19 protein-coding genes and 1 riboswitch are annotated in these 20770 nt (G+C 59.3%); of the genes, 12 read left to right on the top strand and 7 right to left on the bottom strand.

Annotation, left to right across the window (positions count from 1 at the left end):
* Positions 1-4: 4 nt before the first annotated feature.
* Complete coding sequence (locus tag HWW83_RS07905) at positions 5-1021, bottom strand: iron ABC transporter substrate-binding protein (RefSeq protein ID WP_103101496.1); 1017 nt, start codon at positions 1019-1021, stop codon at positions 5-7.
* Between the two features lie 273 nt (positions 1022-1294).
* The gene (locus tag HWW83_RS07900; RefSeq protein ID WP_033643163.1) at positions 1295-1870 is read right to left on the bottom strand and encodes a hypothetical protein; all 576 of its coding nucleotides are present in this window, start codon (positions 1868-1870) and stop codon (positions 1295-1297) included.
* A 708-nt stretch (positions 1871-2578) separates the two neighbouring features.
* On the opposite strand from HWW83_RS07900, the gene HWW83_RS07895 reads away from it, so the two are divergent.
* The 6 genes from HWW83_RS07895 to HWW83_RS07870 all read left to right on the top strand — a co-directional run bounded on the left by HWW83_RS07895 (position 2579) and on the right by HWW83_RS07870 (position 7972).
* On the top strand, positions 2579-2848 hold the full coding sequence (locus tag HWW83_RS07895) for a hypothetical protein (RefSeq protein ID WP_033643162.1): 270 nt from the start codon (positions 2579-2581) through the stop codon (positions 2846-2848).
* A 174-nt stretch (positions 2849-3022) separates the two neighbouring features.
* On the top strand, positions 3023-4642 hold the full coding sequence (locus HWW83_RS07890; RefSeq protein ID WP_129993051.1) for an ABC transporter substrate-binding protein: 1620 nt from the start codon (positions 3023-3025) through the stop codon (positions 4640-4642).
* A gap of 143 nt (positions 4643-4785) precedes the next feature.
* Positions 4786-4959: riboswitch (M-box (ykoK) riboswitch) on the top strand.
* A gap of 75 nt (positions 4960-5034) precedes the next feature.
* Positions 5035-6057, top strand: coding sequence for a magnesium transporter (locus HWW83_RS07885; protein WP_033643160.1), 1023 nt, complete (start codon positions 5035-5037; stop codon positions 6055-6057).
* 132 nt (positions 6058-6189) lie between these two features.
* On the top strand, positions 6190-6282 hold the full coding sequence (mgtS, locus tag HWW83_RS07880; RefSeq protein ID WP_004938109.1) for a protein MgtS: 93 nt from the start codon (positions 6190-6192) through the stop codon (positions 6280-6282).
* Positions 6283-6389: 107 nt separating this feature from the next.
* A complete protein-coding gene (locus HWW83_RS07875) occupies positions 6390-6569 on the top strand; it encodes a hypothetical protein (RefSeq protein ID WP_004938106.1) in 180 nt (59 codons plus the stop codon).
* Positions 6570-6595: 26 nt separating this feature from the next.
* Complete coding sequence (locus HWW83_RS07870; protein ID WP_033643159.1) at positions 6596-7972, top strand: cation diffusion facilitator family transporter; 1377 nt, start codon at positions 6596-6598, stop codon at positions 7970-7972.
* Here the strand turns inward: HWW83_RS07870 and HWW83_RS07865 are convergent.
* The 3 genes from HWW83_RS07865 to HWW83_RS07855 all read right to left on the bottom strand — a co-directional run bounded on the left by HWW83_RS07865 (position 7915) and on the right by HWW83_RS07855 (position 11045).
* Positions 7915-8760, bottom strand: a complete 846-nt coding sequence (locus tag HWW83_RS07865; protein ID WP_089197087.1) for an inositol monophosphatase family protein — start codon at positions 8758-8760, stop codon at positions 7915-7917. The genes HWW83_RS07870 and HWW83_RS07865 overlap by 58 nt on opposite strands.
* 66 nt (positions 8761-8826) lie before the next feature.
* Positions 8827-9267, bottom strand: coding sequence for a GNAT family N-acetyltransferase (locus HWW83_RS07860; RefSeq protein ID WP_047026074.1), 441 nt, complete (start codon positions 9265-9267; stop codon positions 8827-8829).
* Positions 9268-9314: 47 nt separating this feature from the next.
* Complete coding sequence (locus HWW83_RS07855) at positions 9315-11045, bottom strand: ABC-F family ATP-binding cassette domain-containing protein (protein ID WP_123061715.1); 1731 nt, start codon at positions 11043-11045, stop codon at positions 9315-9317.
* Between the two features lie 450 nt (positions 11046-11495).
* On the opposite strand from HWW83_RS07855, the gene HWW83_RS07850 reads away from it, so the two are divergent.
* A complete protein-coding gene (locus HWW83_RS07850) occupies positions 11496-13925 on the top strand; it encodes a DUF3772 domain-containing protein (RefSeq protein ID WP_169539598.1) in 2430 nt (809 codons plus the stop codon).
* Positions 13926-13973: 48 nt separating this feature from the next.
* Here the strand turns inward: HWW83_RS07850 and HWW83_RS07845 are convergent, their stop codons facing one another.
* Positions 13974-14141: a hypothetical protein gene (locus tag HWW83_RS07845; protein ID WP_226886075.1), complete on the bottom strand. Its 168-nt coding sequence runs from the start codon at positions 14139-14141 to the stop codon at positions 13974-13976.
* 129 nt (positions 14142-14270) lie between these two features.
* Here HWW83_RS07845 and HWW83_RS07840 point away from each other — a divergent pair, with 129 nt between their 5' ends.
* Positions 14271-15119 (top strand): alpha/beta fold hydrolase, encoded by an 849-nt coding sequence (locus HWW83_RS07840; RefSeq protein ID WP_033643153.1) that lies wholly within the window; start codon positions 14271-14273, stop codon positions 15117-15119.
* Positions 15120-15123: 4 nt separating this feature from the next.
* On the opposite strand, the gene HWW83_RS07835 is transcribed toward HWW83_RS07840, so the two are convergent.
* A complete protein-coding gene (locus HWW83_RS07835; RefSeq protein WP_390904300.1) occupies positions 15124-17262 on the bottom strand; it encodes a TonB-dependent siderophore receptor in 2139 nt (712 codons plus the stop codon).
* Between the two features lie 388 nt (positions 17263-17650).
* Between HWW83_RS07835 and HWW83_RS07830 the strand changes: the two genes are divergently transcribed.
* From HWW83_RS07830 to HWW83_RS07815, 4 genes are all read left to right on the top strand, one after another.
* Positions 17651-19093, top strand: coding sequence for a GGDEF domain-containing protein (locus HWW83_RS07830; RefSeq protein WP_129993052.1), 1443 nt, complete (start codon positions 17651-17653; stop codon positions 19091-19093).
* A gap of 104 nt (positions 19094-19197) precedes the next feature.
* The gene (locus tag HWW83_RS07825) at positions 19198-19548 is read left to right on the top strand and encodes a DUF1428 domain-containing protein (RefSeq protein WP_038871540.1); all 351 of its coding nucleotides are present in this window, start codon (positions 19198-19200) and stop codon (positions 19546-19548) included.
* 11 nt (positions 19549-19559) lie between these two features.
* Positions 19560-20033 (top strand): VOC family protein, encoded by a 474-nt coding sequence (locus HWW83_RS07820; protein WP_060439899.1) that lies wholly within the window; start codon positions 19560-19562, stop codon positions 20031-20033.
* A gap of 26 nt (positions 20034-20059) precedes the next feature.
* Positions 20060-20749, top strand: a complete 690-nt coding sequence (locus tag HWW83_RS07815) for a VIT1/CCC1 transporter family protein (RefSeq protein WP_176589187.1) — start codon at positions 20060-20062, stop codon at positions 20747-20749.
* Positions 20750-20770 lie beyond the last annotated feature (21 nt).

Below are 20770 nucleotides of genomic sequence, written 5' to 3'. Positions count from 1 at the left end.
GGCCTTACAGCAGGCCGGCCTCGGTCATCAGTTCGACAACTTTCTTACTGTTCAACTGCGCGGCGTCTACCTTCGGCGCGTCCAGATCTTTCAGCGGCACCAGTTTCGGGTTGGAAGCCGCACCGACGCCGACGGCGTATTCGAAGGCATTATTGGTGCGCAAGATCTCCTGGCCCTGTTTGCCGGTGATCCACTTGATGAACGCCTGCGCCTGCTGCTGATGCTTGCTGGAAGCCAGCACGCCGCCGCCGGAGATGCTGACGAATGCGCCCGGATCCTGATGTTTGAAGTAGTACAGCTTGATGTTGTTGCTGTTCTCGCCGGTTTTAGCGCCATCCACGAACGGGTAGTAGTGATAGATCACGCCGCTGTCGACCTGGCCGGCATTGACCGCTTTCATCACCGTGCTGTTGCCTTTATAGGCGGTAAAGTTGGTTTTCATCGCTTTCAGCCAGTCCAGCGTTGCTTTCTCGCCTTTCAGCGCCAGCAGCGCGCTGACGATCGCCTGGAAATCGGCGCCCGATGGCGAAGCGGCCCAGCGGCCTTTCCATTCCGGCTTGGCCAAATCCAGCAGCGACTTCGGCAACTGCGCGTCGGTCAGTTTGGCCGGGTTATAGACGAATACGGTAGAGCGGGCGGCGATGCCGATCCAGCGGCCGTGGCTTGGGCGATATTGTGGCTCTACCTGGGCCAGCGTGGCGGCGTCGAGCGGGGCGAACAGCTTGGCGTTATCCACCAACACCATCGCCGGGGAGTTTTCCGTCAGGAACACGTCGGCAGGCGAGGCGCTGCCTTCCTGCACCAGCTGATTGCCCAGTTCGCTGTCGCCGCCGTTGCGCAGCGTGACTTTGATGCCGGTGTCTTTGGTAAACCCGTCGACCCAGGATTTGACCAGGTTTTCATGTTGGGCGTTGTAAATGACGATGCCCTGATCGGCCGAGGCCGCCTGAGCGCCGAAGGCCAGCATCATCGAGGAGGCGAGCAGGGCGACGGGGCCGAGAGATGAAATACGCAGCTTCATGCAGTTATCCTTTTAGCGTTCGAATGAGGAAAACGAATATCGCCTGGCAAGCGCAAGCAGGCCGATTTTAGCCAAGAACATCAATAATGATAGTGAAAACGATTCGTATTAAATTATTTTTGACGATCGCTCACAAAATGAATTGCCCTAAGGATAAGTTAAGTTTCGGCTGGAATAATCTGTATTGATTGTCTGAATAGAATTGGGGCGCGTTACCTCACAGTGAGCGGCCACCTGCCATCGCAGGCAGCCGCCCGTCAGGCTTGCTTCTTGTCACGCCAGCACAAACTCACCGTTGCCAACGCCGAAGAACTGCCCGTTGATGCTGCTCGCCCACTGCGGTGGATGAACCAAAGAGGCCAGCACCCGGCCATTCTCCAGCAGCGTCAGGACGATCGAACCGGGGTTGATGGCCAATTGCAGGGTTAATGGAACGCCGATCAGATTTTCGGCATCGGGTACGGTGCCTTGCAAATAAATCGTCGGGATGTTGATGTTACCGTCTGAGCCAGTGCCGGTGGCCTGGCCGACAAAACGCACCGATGTACCGTTTGATGGGGCATTGGGACCAATATTGGCAGGCTGCGCGGAAATTTGCACGGTCTCCGCATGTGGCGCGCAGCCACACCCACAGCCACAGCCCTGGAAGCTGAAGTAGCCGCAGATATTTTGTTGGCACCCGCATCCACACAAGGATTGCGGATGCACTTGCTGGTTGAACGCCGGTTTCAATTGCGGATGTTGGTTGAGCAGCGCCTGACGGCTCTGCACTTCCGCGTTATAAGCGTCACGTGATTGTTTATTCAATGCGTTAGCCTGTTCAGGCGTAATATCTTGCAGTGAAGGCATATGTAAACCCCTATGATTTTTGCTGAGTTAGTCTGAAATGCATATCACGCTGAATCCGGTTAGCCACCAGACAGGTAATTGCATCTGAATGGAAATAGTTATTGCCGTCGGCAGAAGAACGGTATGGCAACCAAACCGTTACATCCTATCCTTTCGGCACGCGTTTATATATTTGGATTTGTCTTCTGGTAATTATATCTTATTAAATCATTCGCCAGTTATTGGTTTGATAACCAACGGCGGCCTCGTGTTAGTCTCGAGGCCATTTAAAGGTAGTTAGGTGTCACGGAGATATCAAGTGGGTTTCCTACTGTTATTTTTACATTGAAAAGCAACTTATTTGGCATGTCCATTATTTTGATTTTAACCTTTTTCGTAACCGATTAATTAATATAGGGTAAGTGAGGGTGTTTTTTAATTAATTGATTTTTATGAAGTTAAGCTGTAGTTATCTTTTTTTTTGAATATTCTTAATATATTCATTGAGGTAACGGGTAAACGCGGGTTTGCATTTGACTTATATCAGTTCTTTGTCGAATCTGTAATGGTTATTAACCTGTTTCAATATTGACGACTTGTTATCCACTGGCGATCTTTTTCTTCAGTCTTTTCATGTCGTTCTTCAGCGTTTCGCACAGGCATTAATAACACGGGCCGCCAACGCGAATTAAGAATTATATTCACCAAAAAATAGTGAGAGAGGTGTCTATGTCTAATGGACCGTTTTATACCAATCCGATCGTGGTTATCGATGTAGCTAATGATTGCGTGCATGTGGAGATGGCGATCGATGGAGGACTATACGAAAACGTATTTCCGTTATCGGTAGCGGCTAATGAACCCTATCCGAAATTGCTGGTGAATCTGGCGATCCAGGCGCAAGCGAGCGGTAAATCATTAATGGTGTGGGGGGAGCCCGGCCCAGAACCGGTTAAAGGCCTGCCGCTGTTTGGTATCACGACCGTGAACATCAAGTAGGGGACGGCAACGCGCATTGTGTTGAAAGCGGGAAGCGCGGTGAGGGATATTCCTTTGATAATGAAAGAAATTCAACACCGCTTTTGGTTATGACTCATAGCGATTAATGATTTAATTTATTCCACTGCCACATTGCATATTGAACGCGATAAAACACTAATCAGGGATATCGACGTGAAATATTCATTTAATGGCAAGAAATTGGCTGGTTTAATCCTCCTGGCTTTAAACGCAACGATCGCTCAGGCGGCGGAGGTGCCAACGGGCGCTAAACTGGCGCCGGTACAGGAATTGGTGCGCGCCAACGGGTATGAACCGGCGACGCTGGATCCGAACCTGGCCGAGAGCAATGTGGAGTTCTACATCTTCAACGATCTGTTCGAAGGTCTGCTGCGAGTTGGAAAAGAGGGCGAAGTGATCCCGGCGCTGGCGCAGAAATGGGAGCACCAGGGCAACGTCTGGACTTTCCATCTGCGGCCGCAGGCCAAATGGTCGAACGGCGATCCGGTGATCGCCGACGATTTCGTTTACAGCTGGAGGCGCCTCACCGATCCGAAAACCGCGTCGCCTTACGGCAGCTATCTGGCCTCGGCCTATGTGCTGAATGCGGCGGCGATCAACGCCGGCAGCAAACCGCCGAGCGAGCTGGGCGTTAAAGCGCTGGACGCGCACACCTTGCAGGTGACGCTGTCTGAGCCCAACGCCTACCTGCTCAAACAACTGGTGCATTTTCCGGTTCTGCCGGTCAACCGCAAGGTGGTTGAGCAATACGGCAAAAACTGGACTCAACCGGCGCATTTTGTCGGCAACGGCGCGTTTCGCCTCAGCGAGTGGGTGGTGAACGAAAAAGTGGTGGTGGAACGCAATCCGCTGTATTGGGATAACGCCAACACCGTGCTCAACAAGGTGACCTTCCTGCCGATCCAGGGGTTCCCGGAGGTGGCGCGTTTCCGCGCCGGCGAGGTGGAATTGGGCTATACCACGCCGCCGGAACTGTATCAGCAGCTGAAAAAAACGCTCGGGGATCAACAGCTGGTGACCTATCCGCTGCTCTCCACCAGCTATTTCGCCTTCAATAACCGGCAGACGCCGTTTAACGACGTGCGGGTGCGCCAGGCGCTGAACCTGGCGCTGGACAAAGAGATTATCGCCGGCAAGGTGCTGGGATACGGCCAGCAGCCGGCCTGGACCTTTACCCCAACGGGGGCGGGCGGCTATCGCCTGCAGGCCGGCGCTGCGGCCGGTTTGACGCCGGAACAACGCCACGCCCAGGCGAAACAGTTGTTGGCGGAGGCCGGTTTCAACGCCGAGCATCCGCTGCGCTTTACCGTGTTGTACAGCAATGACGCCACCATCAAGAAGATCGTCATCGCCGCCGCCGCCATGTGGAAAAAGAACCTCGGAGTGGAGGCCGGCATGCAAAGCCAGGAGCGTAAAGTGACGCTGGATAATATCAACCGCGGCCAGTACAGCGTAGCCTTTACCCGCTGGCTGGCGGATTACGACGATCCTTCTACCTTCCTGAATGTGTTCCGCGCCGACAGCAGCGAGAACAGCCCCAAATACCGCAACCCGGAATACGATCGCATTCTGCATCAGGCGACGGCGGCGCCGACACCGCAGCAGGTGCAGCAGTATTTTCAGCAGGCCGAGGCGGTGCTGGCCGTCGATACGCCGGTCGCGCCGGTGTACTACGAAGCCAACGCCACGCTCATCAAACCCTACGTCAAGGGGATCGACTTCACCCGACAGGGCGCCCTATACGATAAAAACGTCTACATTCTCGCGCACTGATAAATAAAAAAAACGGCTGATTTATATCAGCCGTTTTTATAGATTCGCGTTTAATAAAAATATCCTAAATACTCCATAAACGACGGGCAATCTTTTCTTCCCGCCGGATAAAACAACGCCTATACTGCGCCGGTAGTTTATATGCAGTATCTCGTTTGGCGAGGCTCCTATACAAACACAGGTTACTGATCTGACGACATCGAGAGATGCCCAAGGTTAAGACAGGCTTTATCGGATTAAGGTTCAGCCCAAAGTAACTTCCGAGCAACAATTCGGATACGTTGTATAGTGCTAAAACCTGGACGCGGAGATAGGCAGTCTGCACTCCCTCTGTGGTTACGCCCCTATGCGATTCGCTGTTGAAGTTCACAACAGAAATAGGGACTGACAAAATGATCAAGTCACATCAATACTCTTCTTCTCCGGCGCTGCGCGCGACTGAAACTCTCGATGAAACTTCGGTCGCCGGTTATATGAACGCCGATTTTATTACCGTTCCCGCGACGATGACGGTCACGCATGCCCGGGAATATTTACTTTCACAGCTAAAAACGGACGAAATTCCTACCCGGGTCTTTATTACCGCGGACGATTATCATTTGCGCGGCACGCTGTCGGTGAAAAAACTGCTGCAGTGCGAAGAACAGGATAAAGCGGTCGGGGTAATGATGGATTACAGCTATTTCCAGGTTTCACCCGACGACGATCGCAACGACGTGGCGCATCTGCTGGGCAAAGGCGGTTTGGACGTGGTGCCGGTCGTGGCGAACAACACGCTGGTCGGCGTGCTGGGCGAGCGCGAGATCGCTCGGCTGGTCGAAGATGAAAACACCGAAGACGCGCAGCGTCAGGGCGCGAGCCTGCCGCTGGACAAGCCTTATCTGGAGACCAGCCCGTGGGCGCTGTGGCGCAAACGCTCGGTGTGGCTGCTGATGCTGTTCGTGGCCGAAGCATACACCGGCAACGTGCTGAAAGCGTTTGAAGATCAGCTCGAAGCGGCGATTGCGCTGGCGTTCTTCATCCCGCTGCTGATCGGCACCGGCGGCAACAGCGGTACCCAGATCACCTCGACGCTGGTGCGCGCCATGGCGCTGGGCGAGGTCAGCCTGCGCAATCTGGGCGCGGTGATCCGCAAAGAGGTCACGACCTCGCTGCTGATCGCCGTCACCATTGGTCTGGCGGCCTGGGTGCGCGCCTGGATCATGGGCGTCGGCATGGAGGTGACGCTGGTGGTCAGCCTGTCGCTGGTGGCGATCACCGTATGGAGCGCCATTGTTTCGTCGATCATCCCGATGCTGCTGAAACGGCTCGGTATCGATCCGGCGGTGGTGTCGGCGCCGTTTATCGCCACCTTTATCGACGGCACCGGCCTGATTATCTATTTCAAAATTGCCCAGCACGTCCTGGGAATTTAAACGGGTCCCGCGCTTGAAAGTGCGGGAATGTTGAAAAAAAGAGGAGGACGTTAAAAAACCATGGACACCGACCAACCCCGATATTTAACGCAAGGGGATTTTATCGATAACATTTAACCTGAGGACAAAACAATGGGAAACATGACTATTTTTATGGGATTCCTGGCAATGATCAGCTCACTGGGCCTGTTGGCGGCCTATATGAGCACCAAATGGGATGATTGATGAACGCTAAAGATCCGCCTAGATGCATCCTCCCCGTAACCGCTATTTATTATGGGGAGGATTTAGCGGCGCGCTGAACGCGCGGCCTGATACGGGAGTTGATAATAATGACGATTCTTATTCTGGGATTGCTCTATGCCATTTTAATGATTTCGGTGGGGGTGAATGAGATTTATTTTTATTCCACCGGAAAATCCAATTTTCTTACTAGCCTCATGCTGACTTTCTCTGGCAGTATGCTGCTGATCGCCTTTGTCTGGCAATTATCCTCTAAAGTAAAAAAATAAATCACCGTCCGAATGTGAGCAGCATAATGCAAAATGAAAAACAGGCCGTGGCCAGAAACTCGATGATCGCCAGCGGGTTGCTGGCCACGGGCAAATTCGTCGCCGGCATTTTTACCGGCAGTATTGGCCTGATATCCGAAGGGATCCACTCTTTCACCGATTTTATCGCCACCAGCATCACCTGGCTGGCGGTGCGCATCAGCGATAAACCCGCCGATGACGATCACCACTTCGGCCACGGCAAGGTGGAAAACCTGGCGGCGCTGTTCGAGGTGTTGCTGTTGCTCGGCGCCGCCGGTTGGATCGTCTACGAGGCGGGCGGCAGCCTGCTTGGACAACCGCATGAGATAGTCGCGGCGCCGGTGGTGATCGCGGTGCTGCTGATTTCCATCTGCGTCGATTTTTTCCGCGTGCGGGCGCTCAGCCGCGTCGCCAAGGCGACCGACAGCGCGGCGCTGGAGGCGGATGCGCTGCATTTCTTCTCCGACATGCTTTCGTCCGGCGTGGTGCTGCTGGGCATGGTGTTTGTGCTGCTGGGCTTTGGCCGTGCGGACGCCATCGCCGCGCTGATCGTCGCCGGTTTTATCTTTGTCGCGGCAATCAAACTGGGTAAACGTTCCTTCGACTCGCTGATGGATGCCGCGCCCGCCGGGGCCACCGAGGCGATTCGCGCCACGCTGGACAGCTTCCCGGCGGTGCTGGCCTGCGACAGCGTGCGTATTCGCAACGCCGGCGCCGTACTGTTTGTCGAGATCACGGTGGCGGTGTGCCGCACCTTGCCGCTGGAACGCATCGATGCGTTGAAGCGAGAAATCGTCGAACGGCTGCGGCAGCAGTATGCCAAGGCGGAGTTTACCGTCATCGCGGTGCCGCAGACCCGCAGCGACGAAGACATGGCGACGCGCATTCGGGCGATCGCCGCCAATCACGGCGCGCAGGTGCAGAACGTCACCTTGCAGCAGTTGCCGACGCACATGGCGATCGGCATGGATCTGGCGGTGCCGGCCAACGCCAGCGTGGCGCAGGCGCATGATATTGCCACGGAGATAGAAGGGATCCTGCGTCAGGCGATCGGCGAGGACACCGAGATAGAGACCCATCTGGAGCCGCAGACGCCGCACTGGCTGGCCAGCGAGGATGTTTCCGCCGCCGAGCTGGCCGATATCCGGCTGATTTTGCAGTCGGCGCTGGAGCAGGGGGATAAGGTGCAAGACGTGCACAACATCCGGGCGCGCAGAACCGACGGTGGCATCATCGTCAACTTCCACTGCCGGGTGTCGCCGGCGGTAACCATCGCCGCCGCGCACGATGCGGTCGATCGGGTCGAGCGGCGGCTGCGCGCACTTTATCCGGCCATCTCACGCGCGATAGGGCACGTCGAGCCGATCAAGCCCGGCGTTTGAATCAGCTCGGCCAATTGCGGATAGAGCGCCGCGTTGGCCAGCAGCAGCGGGTTGCCGCGCCGCAGCCCGTTGTGATGCATAAAGTCATTCGCCACGCCGCCGGCTTCGCGCGTCAGCACCAGCCCAGGCAGGCTGTCCCAGGCGTTCATATGCGGTTCGTAATAGCCCAGCAGCCGACCGGCGGCCACCTGGGCGGTCATCAACGCGCCGGAGCCGCTGCGCACAAACATGCCGCCCGCCTGCAGCAGGCGACAGAGAAAACCGCTGAATTCCGCCGCCGAGGCGCGAGGTGATATCCCGACGCCCATCACGCCCTCCGCGACGCTGCGCCCGGCATGCACGCCGATCGGTTCCCCGTTGAGGAAAGCGCCTTGGCCGCGGCAGGCGCGGAACATCTCGCGGTGATTAGGATCGTAAACCACGCCGATCGTTGGCTCACCGTCGATCACCACGCTTATCGCGATACACCAGGTATGCAGCCCGTTCAGGAAGCAGGCGGTGCCATCGATCGGATCGACGACCCAAAGGCAGGCCGCGCTATCGTTGGTGCCGCCGCTCTCTTCGCCGAGAAACCCATCCAGGGGAAACCGCCGGTTAATCATGCGGCGGATCAGCGCCTCGACGCGGCGGTCGGCCTCGCTGACCACGTCCTGCAGGCCCTGTTTAAACTCGACGGCCAGACTTTGCCGGCGTTGGTAAAAGCTGAAGGCGAGATCGGCGGCGGCGCGGGCGATCTCACGCGCGAAGCGGTAGCGCGCCTCGATGTCCCGTGGGGAAAGTAACGTCATGGCAGGCTCGATAACAAAGAACGAATCGATTTACTCTGCCATAAAAGAATGAACGTAATATGTCGTTCAACGCGGCGGATAATAAAAACGTAGCAGTATCAGGGCGTCGTGGGCTGAAAGCGGTTCGGTCTTGGCCCCGGCCGGTATTACCGAGCGCCAAAACGCCAGCCCGCGCGGATTATCCTGGCTGACTGACAGCGACCAACCGCCGGGATGCCGCGCGAACAAGGCGCGGGCAGCCCGTTGCCCCATCCCGTTGCGTCGCCATTCGGGCTTGATGTAGAACTCCGCCATTTCGACGGTGGCGCTATCGAGACGCCTGACCAACGCGAACCCGGCCGTTTGCCGATCGCTCAACATCAAATAGGGGTAGCGGCCGGCCTCGCGCCAGTAGAGCGGCAAATAGGGGTAATCCCCATCGACGCCCAGCTCGCGAAGGCAATCGGACAGCATGGCCGCCAGCAGCGGCCGCTGCGCGAGTGAGGCTTGCTCAAGGGAAAATGCCATGTCGCACTCCGTCAAAAAACAGGCCGCCGGATGGCGGCCTGTCAAGGTTAGCCCAGATGCAACCGGGCGGTGATGTCGGCAATCTCGCGGCGCCAGCGCGCCTGAAGCTCCGGTTTTTGATGCTTCGGTTTACGCGCCAGGTCGGCCTCCAGTTTGCTTTCGAGGGCAAACAGGGCGGTCAGCAACGCCTCTTCGCCTTCCAACTGCGGGTTTGGCGTCGGGGCGTCTGCGTTGGCCTCGTGCGCCGTCGGCAGCGCCGGCGTTTCACCCGCCAGACGCTGGTACACCGGCGCCAGATCGTGCCACTCCTCCAGTTTTTGTTGGTCTATCAGCCAAAAGCGGTTGCAGCTCTGTTCGATCAGCATCCGATCGTGGGTGACCAGCATGACGGCGCCAGGGAACTGACGCAGCGTTTCCGCCAGCTCCTCTTTGCCCGCCATATCCAGGTGGTTGGTGGGCTCGTCCAGCAGCAGCAACGAATGGTTGGCCAGCGTCAGGCCGACAAACAGCAGCCGTGAACGCTCGCCGCCGCTCAACGAACGGATCTGCTGATGGTGGCGCAGGTAAGGGAACCCGGCGCCGATCAGCGCCATTTTCCGCTGTTCCTCGGTCAGCGGCGCAAACTGCGCCAGCGCTTCGCTCAACGTGTCTTCATCGCGCAGCTGTTGCAGGCTCTGATCGTAATAGCCGATACGCACGCGCGGATGGAACAGCGCCGGGCGCTGCGTTTGTTGCTGATACTCGCGCCACAGCAGGCGCAACAGCGACGATTTTCCGCAGCCGTTGCGCCCGACGATGGCGATGCGATCGCCGCTTTTCACGCGCAGATGTTCCAGGCTGAACAGCACCGGCGCATCCGGCGCCGGGCGCACCGCCCAGTGCGGCAGCGCCAGCAGGCGATCGGCGTCCAGCGCTTCTCCCTGCAGCCGCAGCCGCCATGGACTGCCGGCGGTCAGGGTGGTCTGTTCTTCCTTCAACCGATCGACGCGCTTCTCCATTTGCTTGGCCTTGCGCGCCAGATCTTCGTTGTCGTAGACCTTGCCCCAGGTCGCCAGGCGCTTGGCGCTTTTTTCCACCCGGTCGATTTCCTTTTGCTCGGCGTGGCGCCGCTGTTCGTCCGCGGCGTCCTGTTCCGCCAGCGCGGTGCGCGCCGCAGAGCAGGGCAAACGGAAGAACTGCAGCGTTTTGTCGCGCAGGATCCAGGTGCAGTTGGTTACCTGGTCGAGCAGGTAGCGATCGTGCGACACCAGCACGAAGCTGCCGGTCCAGTTACGCAAGAACTGTTCCAGCCACAGCAGCGTGGGCAGGTCCAGGTGGTTGCTGGGTTCGTCGAGCAGCAGCAGATCGGGCTGGCGGATCAGCGCGCGCGCCAACAGCAGCCGCGTATGCTGGCCGCCGCTGAGGGTGCCGGCGGTCAGCATCCAGCTCGCCGGTTCAAACCCCAGCTCGGCCAGTAGCGCTTCGCAGCGCCAGCGTTCGCTGAGGTGTTGGCCCGCAGGCAGCCGCGCCAGAACCGCATCCAGCAGGGTGCTGGCGTGCAGTTCCGGCGGCAGGTGCTGCTCGATGCGCGCCATCAGACATTGATGTGACAATGTCACCGTTCCGGTGTGCGCAGGCAGGTCGCCGCTGAGAATTTGCAGCAGGGTGCTTTTGCCGCAGCCGTTATCGCCGATCAAACCGATGCGGTCGCCTTTTTTCAGGCTGAAGGAAATCTCGCTCAGCAGGACGCCGAACGCGTTGTCGTAACCGACAGATTGTGCAGACAGTAATGTGCTCATTGCTTACTCAAGAGTTACAGGCATAACAATGCCTATCGTCAAACATTGCTGACGATAACCCGGTAAGCCGGAGGGAAGATCCTGGATTTTAGTAAGCTTCGCTCAAGCTGGGTTATCGCAGCGCGATACCGGTAATGCTTGAGCGGCGACGATTACCAAAGAAGTGTGAGTGAAAAACCAATTCACACGTCAGCATAGTAAGTCTCCTTTTATTGGTTGCAGGTTAATCGGTGGCTGGATTATAGAGCGCTTCATGCCGTATCGCCAGTGTAAAAGCGCCCGAATAATCAGCAAGCTAAGGCGAGCGCGGGCGCGTGGCACACAATGGGAATAATTACTGTATTTCGGCCGACATTAAGCAGCTATTATAATTAGCGTTTATGGTTAAGCGACGGTTCATCCGCCGCCTGTTCGTCTGTCTATCAGATAATGATGCTGAGCACTGAATTTATGTTAAAGCCTCGCCCGTTCCTGCTGTTGTTATTATTGCTGTTGGGTATGCAACTGACGCCGTTCGCCGCCGTCGCCGCCACCCAGGATGATCCCGCCGCCGAAAGCGCGCCCGATCCCGCTACGCAGTTGAAAGCCGCGCAAAAGCAGTTGGACAGCATGAAGCAGCTGGTTTCCAAAGCGACGACCGACACCCAGCTCAGCAAGCTGCGGTTGGCGACGGACGATCTGGTCGCCAGCATGGATAAATTGTCCGCCGATCTGCAGCCGGTGCAGGAAAAACTGCAGGCGCAGCTGGACGTGCTGGGGCCGGCCCCGGCGGCCGGCGCGCTGCCGGAAACTCCCGCCGTCGCCCAGCAGCGCAATGCGCTGAACAGCAGCAAGAAGCAGTTGGACGATGCGGTAAAACGCGCGCAGGCCATCAAGACCAGCGCCTTCGACCTGGGCCAGCAGATCAGCGATCTGCGTCGGGTGGCGTTCAAAACCCAGCTGGCGCTGAACACCGGCAGCATTTTGGGCGTCAAATTCTGGACGCCGGTCGTGCAGCCGTCAGCGGATGACGTGCAGCGGCTGGACCAGTTCAACGCCGAGATGAAAGCGGCCTGGGACGCCAGTTGGCAGGACGAATGGCGGTACGGCACCCTGGCGTTGCTGGCGCTGGCGGTGATCGTCTGGTCCTGGGGGCGCTATTTGTCCGAGCGTTTCCTCGCCTGGGTCAGCATTCGTTTCCTGCCGGACGGGCGCCTGCGCCGCAGCTTTATGGCCATCATCACCGTGGCAGTGACGGTGATCACCACCTCGATTGCGCTGAACCTGCTGTATTACGTCTTTATCCGCGTGCAGCCGCTGCCGGTCATGCTGGAAGACTTCGCCGAAGGCTTTAACCGTCTGGGGATTTTCTGCGCGCTGATCGCCGGGCTGGGGCGTGCGGCGCTGTCGCTGAATCGCCCGTCCTGGCGTTTGGCTTCGCTGGACAATGAAGTGGCCGCCGGGCTGCGTTACTTCTCGCCGCTGCTGGCCGGCCTGGCGCTGGCGTTCGGCACCGTGGAGCTGATCAACAACGTCGTCAGCGCCTCATTGGCCACCACCATCTTCGGCAACGGCCTGGTGGCGGGGCTGATCGGCATGGTGCTGCTGGCGGCGCCGCTGCGCGGCCAGCGCATTCGTCGCCGTCTGGAGCAGCAGGGCGCGCACCTGGAAAAACGCACGCTGGTCGGCGGGCTGGTGCATATCGTCACCCTGGTGTGTTCGGTGGTGATCCTGCTTTCACTGCTCGTGGGCTATATCGCTTTTGCCCGCTTCCTGACCTACCAGCTCATCTGGGTGGTGCTGGTGCTGATGGCGTTCTACTTCATGGTGCTGTTCGCCACTGACCTGTGCGCCGCACTGTTTTCGCCGCAGACCGTCAGCGGCAAGATGCTGAAGAAAACGCTCAGCTTCAAGGATCGCCATCTGGAGCAGGTGGCGATCATCACCACCGCGCTGGCCAAATGTTCGCTGTTGCTGTTGATGATCGTCGCGTTGTTCAACGGCTCGTTCGGCAGCACCACGCCGGGCTCGCTGATGGAGAAAATCGTCTCGATCCTGACCGGCGAAGGCTTGCAGCGTTTCAACATCGTGCCAGGCAACCTGCTCAACGCCGTGATCTGCCTGGCGATCGGCATCTACATCCTGCGCGCGGTGCGGCGCTGGCTGGGCTCTGAGCTGCTGCCGAAGACCATTTCGGACGTCGGCATCCGCGCCTCGCTGGTGACGCTGTTCAGCAATATCGGCTATGTGCTGGTCATTCTGATCACCCTGGCGGCGCTGGGCATCCAGTGGAGCAACCTGGCGTGGATCGTCAGCGCCCTGTCGGTCGGTATCGGTTTCGGTTTGCAGGAGATTGTGAAGAACTTTATTTCCGGCCTGATCCTGCTGACCGAACGCCCGGTGAAGGTCGGGGATATGATCGGCATCGGCGGCGTGGAAGGCGACGTGCGGCGCATCAACGTACGCGCCACCGAAATTCAGCTCAGCGACCGCTCCACCATGATCGTACCGAACTCGCAGCTGATCTCACAGAACGTACGTAACGCCACCATGGGCAACGCGCAAGGCGTGGTGACCATTGCGCTGACGTTCCCGACCTCGATCGATCCGGAGCAGGTGCGCAATATCCTGCTGAGCGCTTACAACGAGTACGAAACCATTCTGGAGACGCCGGCACCTTACGTGCGCTTCAGCCAGTTGGGGCCGGACGGCATTATCCTGAGCGTGACTGGCTATGTGCCGAGCCCGCGCATGGTCGGCGCCACCAAGAGTGAACTGCTGTTTAACATCCTCAAGCTGTTGCGCGCTCAGGAAGTGAGCCTGTCCAGCCCGCAGGAGGTGGTGTTCATGAAGCAGCAGGCGACGCGATATCAGGCTAACGAAGAGGAACACTCTTCCTAGTTCTGCCATGAGGCGGCGGGTCGTTCATCAACGGCCCGCCGAACGCGGCTAGTACATCGACGGCTCCACGGACTGCGAACAGTCGCTGTTGGCGCCGGAGTTGCTGCAGGTGTAGGGCTCATTCGGCGACGCCGGCGGCGCATTCGACGGGCCGCCGCCGCCGCCGATACAGCCGCTCAGCAACAACGTCAAAAGCACCAGCGTTATCTTTTTCATCTCTCCGTCCTCCATTGCGATTCCTCCTTTAAGTATATGTCGGGAAAGCGAACGCTACCGCCCGCCAGTGCGATCTATACTCCTTGGATGCCGTTTCGCCGCACCGCGCCGGCGAACGAGGGGGGAAAGATGCACATCGACGACGATTTGACGCGCTTTGCCGCGTTAGGGGCGCCGCCCTTACCGCCGGGAGCCCGGCAGGGTTATATAGACCACGACGGCGCGCGTATTTGGTATGCCGCCTATGGCGACGGACCGGCGGTGATCCTGTTGCACGGCGGCCTGGGCCACAGCGGCAACTGGGGGTATCAGCTGCCGGCATTGCGGGCCGCCGGGTACGGGGTGTTGCTCATCGATAGCCGCGGGCACGGGCGCAGCACGCGCGACGCCCGGCCGTATCGTTACGATCGGATGGCCGATGATCTGTTGGCGGTGATGGCGGCGCTGCAAATACCCCACGCCGCGCTGGCGGGCTGGAGCGACGGCGCTTGCGTCGCGCTCATCGCCGCCCATCAGGCGCCCGGGCAGGTGGACGGCGTTTTTTTCTTCGGCTGCAATATGGACGCCAGCGGCGTTAAACCGTTGGCGCCCAGCCCGATCGTCGAGCGCTGTTTTGCGCGCCATGCGCAGGACTATGCCGCCTTGTCGCCGACGCCGGACGATTTCGAGGCGTTCGTCGCCGCCGTGAGCCTGATGATGAGCAGCCAGCCGGACTACCGCGCACAGGATTTGGCGGCCATTCGCGTGCCGGTGACGATCGTTCACAGCGAACACGATGAATTTATCCGCGCCGAACATGCCGCCTATCTTAGCCGCAGCATTCCCGGCGCCCGTTTGACGACGCTGCCGGGCGTCAGCCATTTCGCGCCGCTGCAGCGGCCCGCGCTGTTCAACCGCGCGTTGCTGGATTTTCTCGCCGATGTGATGTGCCGCGGCCGGCGCAAAGAAAACGGGCGCCAAACGGCGCCCAAGGCATGACAGGTTAGAAATCGACCGTCGCCTGCAGGCTCAGGCTGCGCGGTTCACCCTCAATCACGCGTAAATTACCGGCGCTGGAGGCATAGTACTCGCGGTTGAACAGGTTTTTCACATTCAGTTTCAGCTGGGTATGTTTCCCAAGCAGCTTGCTGTCCCAGGCGACAAAGGCATCCGCCACGGTATAGGCCGGCATGGTGAAACTGTTCTCCGGATCGCCGGCTCGGCGGCCGACGTAGCGCGCGCCGCCGCCAATGCGCACCTCGCCGGGCACCACCGGCAATGTCATGCGGCGGCTGAGGTACAGGCCGCCCATGTTGGTTGGGGCGTTGACCAGCCGATTGCCGACGTTGTCCGGGTTGAGGTTGTCTTCGACAATTTCGGTCTTGTCGTAGCTGTAGTTGGCGGTGAGATCCCAGTTGCGCGCCACTTCCCCGTTCAACTCCAGTTCAGCACCGGTGGAGCGCGCTTTGGGGATGCTGCGGGTCACGCCGTTGATAAAGATCGACATGTTGCTTTCATCAATGCGATAGAGCGCCAGCGTGGCGTCAAACGCCGGGGTGATCTGCCATTTTCCGCCCACCTCATAGGTGGTGCCGGTTTCCGGCGTGGCGACGTCGCCATTGTCGTCGATGGCGGTGGACGGCGTGAACGAACGGCTGTAATTGCCGTACAGCGACAGGCTCGGCGTCAGCTTATACACCAACCCCGCCTGCGGCAAAAACTGGTCGTCTTTGTCATTGAGCGTATTTTTCGGTTTCTGGAAACCGTTGCTGTTGTTCTGGTAATACGACTGATAGCGCGCGCCCAGCACCGCGATCCATTGATCGGTAAGATGAATGCTGTCCTTGGCGTACAGGGAACGGCTGAACAGCGTGGCGCGCAGGTTGCTTGACGCGTCGCTGTAGGTGGTGCTGTCGGTGACCGGCGTTTCGCCATACACCGGATCGTACATGTTGAAGGTCTTAGAGACCTTGCCGCGGTAGGAATAGGCCTTGTAGGTCTGATTTTTCTCGTAGTCCACGCCCAGCAGCAGGTCGTGCTGCATGCCGAACAGCTGGGGCGAACCGGTCAGATCCCAGGAGTAATAGTGGGTTTGATGATTGAAACCGCGGTTGGCGTCGGCGCGGCGTGAGACGATGCCGGTCGTGGTGTCGACCGCGGTGGCGCGCACTTCGTTGCTGTCGTAACGGCGTTGCAGCCAGGCGTAGTTGAACCGGGTCGTCCAGATCGGATCGAGCGCGTACTCATAATGGGCGTTCAGACGTTTGTTCTTGCCCCAGGCATGGTTCGCGTAGTCATCCAAGCGGCGGTTATAGGGCACATCGACCGGTTTGCCGTCGATAAATGCGGTGCCGCGATCGTAAGGAATGTCGTACTTGTATTCGCTGTAGGCGATGTTAAAGGAAGCCTGGTCGCCGAACCAACTGAGCGAGGGGGCGATCAGCGTGTGTTCGTCGCTGCCGAAATTGCGCCAGTAATCTGCGTGCTGGCGTTCGGCGATCAGGCGAAAGGCGAAGCCGCCGTCCAGCGGGCCGGTCACATCGACGCTGCCGCTGCCGCCGCCAAAACTGTTGGTGGCGCCGCTGATGCGGGTGTTCCAGTCATACTGCGGTTTTTTGCTGATCAGATTGATGACGCCGCCGGGGCTGAGGATGCCATACAGCAGCGACGCGGAACCTTTCAGGACCTCGACGCGATCGGTGGTGGCGTCCATGCTCAGCCCTTGGTTGCTGCGCACGCCGTCGATGAAGACCGAGCCGTCGGAGTTAACCCCGAACCCGCGTTTGACGAAGCCATCCTCGGTGCCGCCGAGCGTGTTGCCCTGGGTGACGCCGCTGACGAATTTCATCGCGTCATTGACGCTTTTGACCTGGAAGTCGTCAATCACCTGTGAGGTGACGACGCTGACCGATTGCGGCAGTTCACCGATTGGCGTGGCGGTTTTGCTGCCGGTTGAGGCGGTATCGGCGCTATAGCTGCCGGCAGGCAGGGCGGTGGCGGTCACCGTGATGGCGTCTTCCTTTTTTGCGTCGGGCGCGGCGGCGATCGTCAGGGCGGGAAACAGGCCGGCGATCAGGGGCAGCGTGCGGAAAACGTGATTTTTTTTGTTTTTGTTGGGGCGGCGAAGAACTGACTGGTGCATATAATTCCATGAAAAAATAATAAATAGTAACAATTATCATTATAATTATCATTTATAGGTTTTGAATAGAGAGGAATACCGGTATCCCTTCATTGCACGATTTAATTTTGTCATTAGGGAAAAAGACGGCGATTTTGCCGGTAAAAATTCGGATGGATGGCAATAACGATCGCAGTGACGGGAGGGACGCGGCAGTTTGTTCGTCGGAAGGGTGATTCCTGTCAATATATTGATACACAAATATATTTTCCCTTGATGAATAAACAGGTGTCCGGGCAGGAAAAACTGGCAATAATAGGCGGGTCGGCCGTTTATCTTCTCCTCATCGTCGACGGTTGTGACACGCAAAGACTGTCACCTTACGCTAGCGGAAGTCTCTGGATCCAAGATGCAAACCACCTCGTTGTCCGATACCCGGAAAATCTGGCCCGCGCTCAGCTTTTTTTTGCTGGTGTTCGCGCTGTGTCTGCTGGGCATCGTGAGCCGGCCCGGCAGTTTTCTGGCGATATTCTGGCCGGCTAACGCCGTGCTGCTGGCCGTTTTGGTGCGCCGCTCACGGTGGGCCACGCGCGCCGATTGGGGCATGGCGGTGTTGGGGTATCTGGCGGCGGATCTGCTGACCGGCAGCTCGCTGGAAAAGGCGCTGTTGTTGAACGCCGCCAATCTGGCCGGCGTGGTGGTAGGGTATCTGTTGTTCATGCGCCTGCCGCCGCCGGCGCGCACGCTGCAGCGTGGCGCTTCCAGCATGTATTTGTTCGGTATCTGCCTGGCCGCTGCCGCCGTTACCGGCGTTGTGGGCGCGGCGGCCTCGCAGTGGCTGTTCGGCAGGCCCTATTTGACCTCCCTGGCGCTGTGGTTCTCATCTGAATTCACCAACTACGTCACGCTGATGCCGTTCATTCTGGTGTTTCCCGCCGATTGGCGACATCGCCTGCGCGCGACCTGCGCCATGTTCACCCAGCGCAGCCAATGGCCGCAGGCGGGGGGGAAACTGGCGGTGTTGGCGCTGCTGGCGCTGGCGGCGGTCTGCAGCGTGCTGATCGGCGGCCCCGGCGCGGTGATCTTCCCGATGCCGGTGCTGCTGTGGCTGGCGATGTCCTTTTCGTTGTTCAGCACCATGATCGCGGTGCTGGTTTACGTGCTGTGGTGCCATCTGGCGATCGATTTCGGGTTGCTTAGCACCACGCTCGACATGAAGGTGCTGCAGAACGCGGTATCCATGCGCCTGGGCATCGCGCTGCTGGCGTTGGGGCCGATCGCCGTCGCCAGCATGAACTATGCGCGCAATGCGCTGCTGCGCACGCTGGAGCACGTGGCGAATCACGATGCGTTGACGCACGTGCTGACGCGCAATGCGTTTATGCAACGCGGCGAACGGTTGATAGACCAAAAGGGCGAGCTGGTGTGCGTCATGATGCTCGATATCGACTATTTCAAATCGATTAATGACCGTTTCGGCCATGCCGGCGGCGATCAGGCGCTGATGGCCTTTACCCGCGCGATCGCCGCCGATCTGAGCGTCGGTGACCTGTTCGGCCGCATGGGGGGCGAAGAGTTCGCCATCGTTTCGACGCTCGGCCAGCCGCAGCAGGGATGGCAATTGGCCGAACGCCTGCGGCAACGCATCGAAACGGAGTCTATCCTCATGCCGGCCGGGCATCCGCTGCAGATCACCGTCAGCATCGGCATGGTGACCTGCCCGGGCGGTTCCGGCCAAAGCCTGGCCGACCTGCTCAAACTAGCGGATCTGGCGGTGTACAAAGCGAAAAACGCCGGCCGCAACCGGGTCGCCACACCGGAATCGTCTCCGCCGGCCTGTCACGGCCGCTGAACTTCCGATCCGCGCTGCGTGCCTGCGGTCTAAACTGGTAAGGGACGCGGGCATTTCCGCCTGCGCCGAACCGACTGTCCTTAATCAGACAAGAGGATACCAGGATGAAATACGTAGACGGGTTTGTGGTGGCGGTGCCGGCCGCCAACAAGGAGGCTTATCACCGGCTGGCGGCCGCTGCGGCGCCGCTGTTCAAAGAGTTTGGCGCCACGCGCATCGTGGAGTGTTGGGGCGATGACGTGCCCGACGGCAAACTCACCGACTTTCGCGGCGCGGTAAAGGCGCAGGAGGGCGAAGTGGTGGTGTTCAGCTGGATAGAGTACCCCTCCAAGGCGGTGCGCGACGCCGCCAACCAGAAAATGATGAACGATCCGCGCATGAAGGCGCTGGGCGAGATGCCGTTTGACGGCAAACGCATGATCTTTGGCGGGTTCGCGCCGATCCTCGATGCGTAAAGGAGGCGCAGATGGCCAGAATTACGCAACATCTGTGGTTTGAAAAAGACATGGAAGCGGCGCTGAATTGCTACGTCGCGCTGATCCCCGGTTCGTCCGTGAACTGGTTTTCCGATCTGCCGGCGGATACGCCGAGCGGCCCGGCCGGCAGCGTGAAGCTGGCCTCCTTCACTCTGGGTGACCAGCGCTATGCGGCGATCGAGGCCGGGCCGTTGGATCCGTTCAATCACAGCTTTTCCGTGATGGTGGAATGCGACGATCAGGCGGAGGTTGACCGGCTGTGGGATGCGTTGAGCGAGGGCGGCGAGGCGGAGCAGTGCGGCTGGCTGCGCGATCGCTGGGGGCTGTGCTGGCAGATCGTGCCGCGGCGCCTGACCGAGCTGATGAACGACCCCGACGCCGCGCGCGTGCGGCGGGTCACGGAAGCGATGCTGCTGATGGGCAAAATCGACATCGCCGGCCTGGAAGCGGCGGCGCGGGACTAGCGGAAAGAGAACGTGGGAGAGAAAGGATGCATCGAGAGCGGCACAGTATTGAACGCATCGGCTGGCTGCGGGCGGCGGTGCTCGGCGCCAACGACGGCATCGTCTCAACGGCCAGTCTGCTGCTGGGCGTCGCGGCGGCCAGCGCCTCGCATTCCACGCTGATGATCGCCGGCGTCGCCGGGTGGGTGGCGGGCGCGATGTCGATGGCCACCGGCGAGTATGTGTCGGTCTCGTCGCAGGCGGATACCGAAAAGGCCGCGCTGGCGGAAGAGCAGGCGGAGCTGCTTGAAGACTACCCGGGGGAGTTTCGCGAACTGACGTCAATCTACGTGCATCGCGGTCTGGATCCGGCGCTGGCCCGGCAGGTGGCGGAAAAGCTGATGGCGCATGATGCGCTGGAGGCGCACGCGCGCGACGAACTGGGTATTTCCTCCGCCACCCGCGCCCGGCCGCTGCAGGCTGCGTTGGCGTCGGCCCTGAGTTTCTCCCTCGGCGCGCTGTTGCCGCTGCTGGTGGCGATGTGGGTACTGGTCGCCTGGACGCGGCCGGCGCTGGTGGCGTCGGCGCTGATTTCCCTCGGCGTTCTCGGCGGCATCGCCGCGAAAACCGGCGGGGCGCCGATCTTGCCGGGCGTGGCGCGCATCCTCGTCTGGAGCGCACTGGCGATGGCGGTTTCTTCCGGCGTCGGCCTGCTGTTTGGCGTGACGGCCGGCTAACGTCGCGCTTGCATCAATCTA

It is taken from the genome of Serratia ureilytica, assembly GCF_013375155.1.
Classification (GTDB): Bacteria; Pseudomonadota; Gammaproteobacteria; order Enterobacterales; family Enterobacteriaceae; genus Serratia; species Serratia ureilytica.
This window is presented reverse-complemented; position numbering and strand designations above follow the sequence as displayed.

Excerpts from the sequence above, each read along its gene's own strand:
- HWW83_RS07865 (WP_089197087.1), bottom strand. The coding sequence starts at position 8,760 with ATGACGTTACTTTCCCCACGGGACATCGAGGCGCGCTACCGCTTCGCG.
- HWW83_RS07885 (WP_033643160.1), top strand. The coding sequence starts at position 5,035 with ATGATCAAGTCACATCAATACTCTTCTTCTCCGGCGCTGCGCGCGACT.
- HWW83_RS07855 (WP_123061715.1), bottom strand. The coding sequence starts at position 11,045 with ATGAGCACATTACTGTCTGCACAATCTGTCGGTTACGACAACGCGTTC.
- HWW83_RS07900 (WP_033643163.1), bottom strand. The coding sequence starts at position 1,870 with ATGCCTTCACTGCAAGATATTACGCCTGAACAGGCTAACGCATTGAAT.
- HWW83_RS07830 (WP_129993052.1), top strand. The coding sequence starts at position 17,651 with ATGCAAACCACCTCGTTGTCCGATACCCGGAAAATCTGGCCCGCGCTC.
- HWW83_RS07840 (WP_033643153.1), top strand. The coding sequence starts at position 14,271 with ATGCACATCGACGACGATTTGACGCGCTTTGCCGCGTTAGGGGCGCCG.
- mgtS (WP_004938109.1), top strand. The coding sequence starts at position 6,190 with ATGGGAAACATGACTATTTTTATGGGATTCCTGGCAATGATCAGCTCA.
- HWW83_RS07845 (WP_226886075.1), bottom strand. The coding sequence starts at position 14,141 with ATGAAAAAGATAACGCTGGTGCTTTTGACGTTGTTGCTGAGCGGCTGT.
- HWW83_RS07850 (WP_169539598.1), top strand. The coding sequence starts at position 11,496 with ATGTTAAAGCCTCGCCCGTTCCTGCTGTTGTTATTATTGCTGTTGGGT.
- HWW83_RS07905 (WP_103101496.1), bottom strand. The coding sequence starts at position 1,021 with ATGAAGCTGCGTATTTCATCTCTCGGCCCCGTCGCCCTGCTCGCCTCC.
- HWW83_RS07835 (WP_390904300.1), bottom strand. The coding sequence starts at position 17,262 with ATGCACCAGTCAGTTCTTCGCCGCCCCAACAAAAACAAAAAAAATCAC.
- HWW83_RS07860 (WP_047026074.1), bottom strand. The coding sequence starts at position 9,267 with ATGGCATTTTCCCTTGAGCAAGCCTCACTCGCGCAGCGGCCGCTGCTG.
- HWW83_RS07825 (WP_038871540.1), top strand. The coding sequence starts at position 19,198 with ATGAAATACGTAGACGGGTTTGTGGTGGCGGTGCCGGCCGCCAACAAG.
- HWW83_RS07815 (WP_176589187.1), top strand. The coding sequence starts at position 20,060 with ATGCATCGAGAGCGGCACAGTATTGAACGCATCGGCTGGCTGCGGGCG.
- HWW83_RS07870 (WP_033643159.1), top strand. The coding sequence starts at position 6,596 with ATGCAAAATGAAAAACAGGCCGTGGCCAGAAACTCGATGATCGCCAGC.
- HWW83_RS07820 (WP_060439899.1), top strand. The coding sequence starts at position 19,560 with ATGGCCAGAATTACGCAACATCTGTGGTTTGAAAAAGACATGGAAGCG.
- HWW83_RS07895 (WP_033643162.1), top strand. The coding sequence starts at position 2,579 with ATGTCTAATGGACCGTTTTATACCAATCCGATCGTGGTTATCGATGTA.
- HWW83_RS07875 (WP_004938106.1), top strand. The coding sequence starts at position 6,390 with ATGACGATTCTTATTCTGGGATTGCTCTATGCCATTTTAATGATTTCG.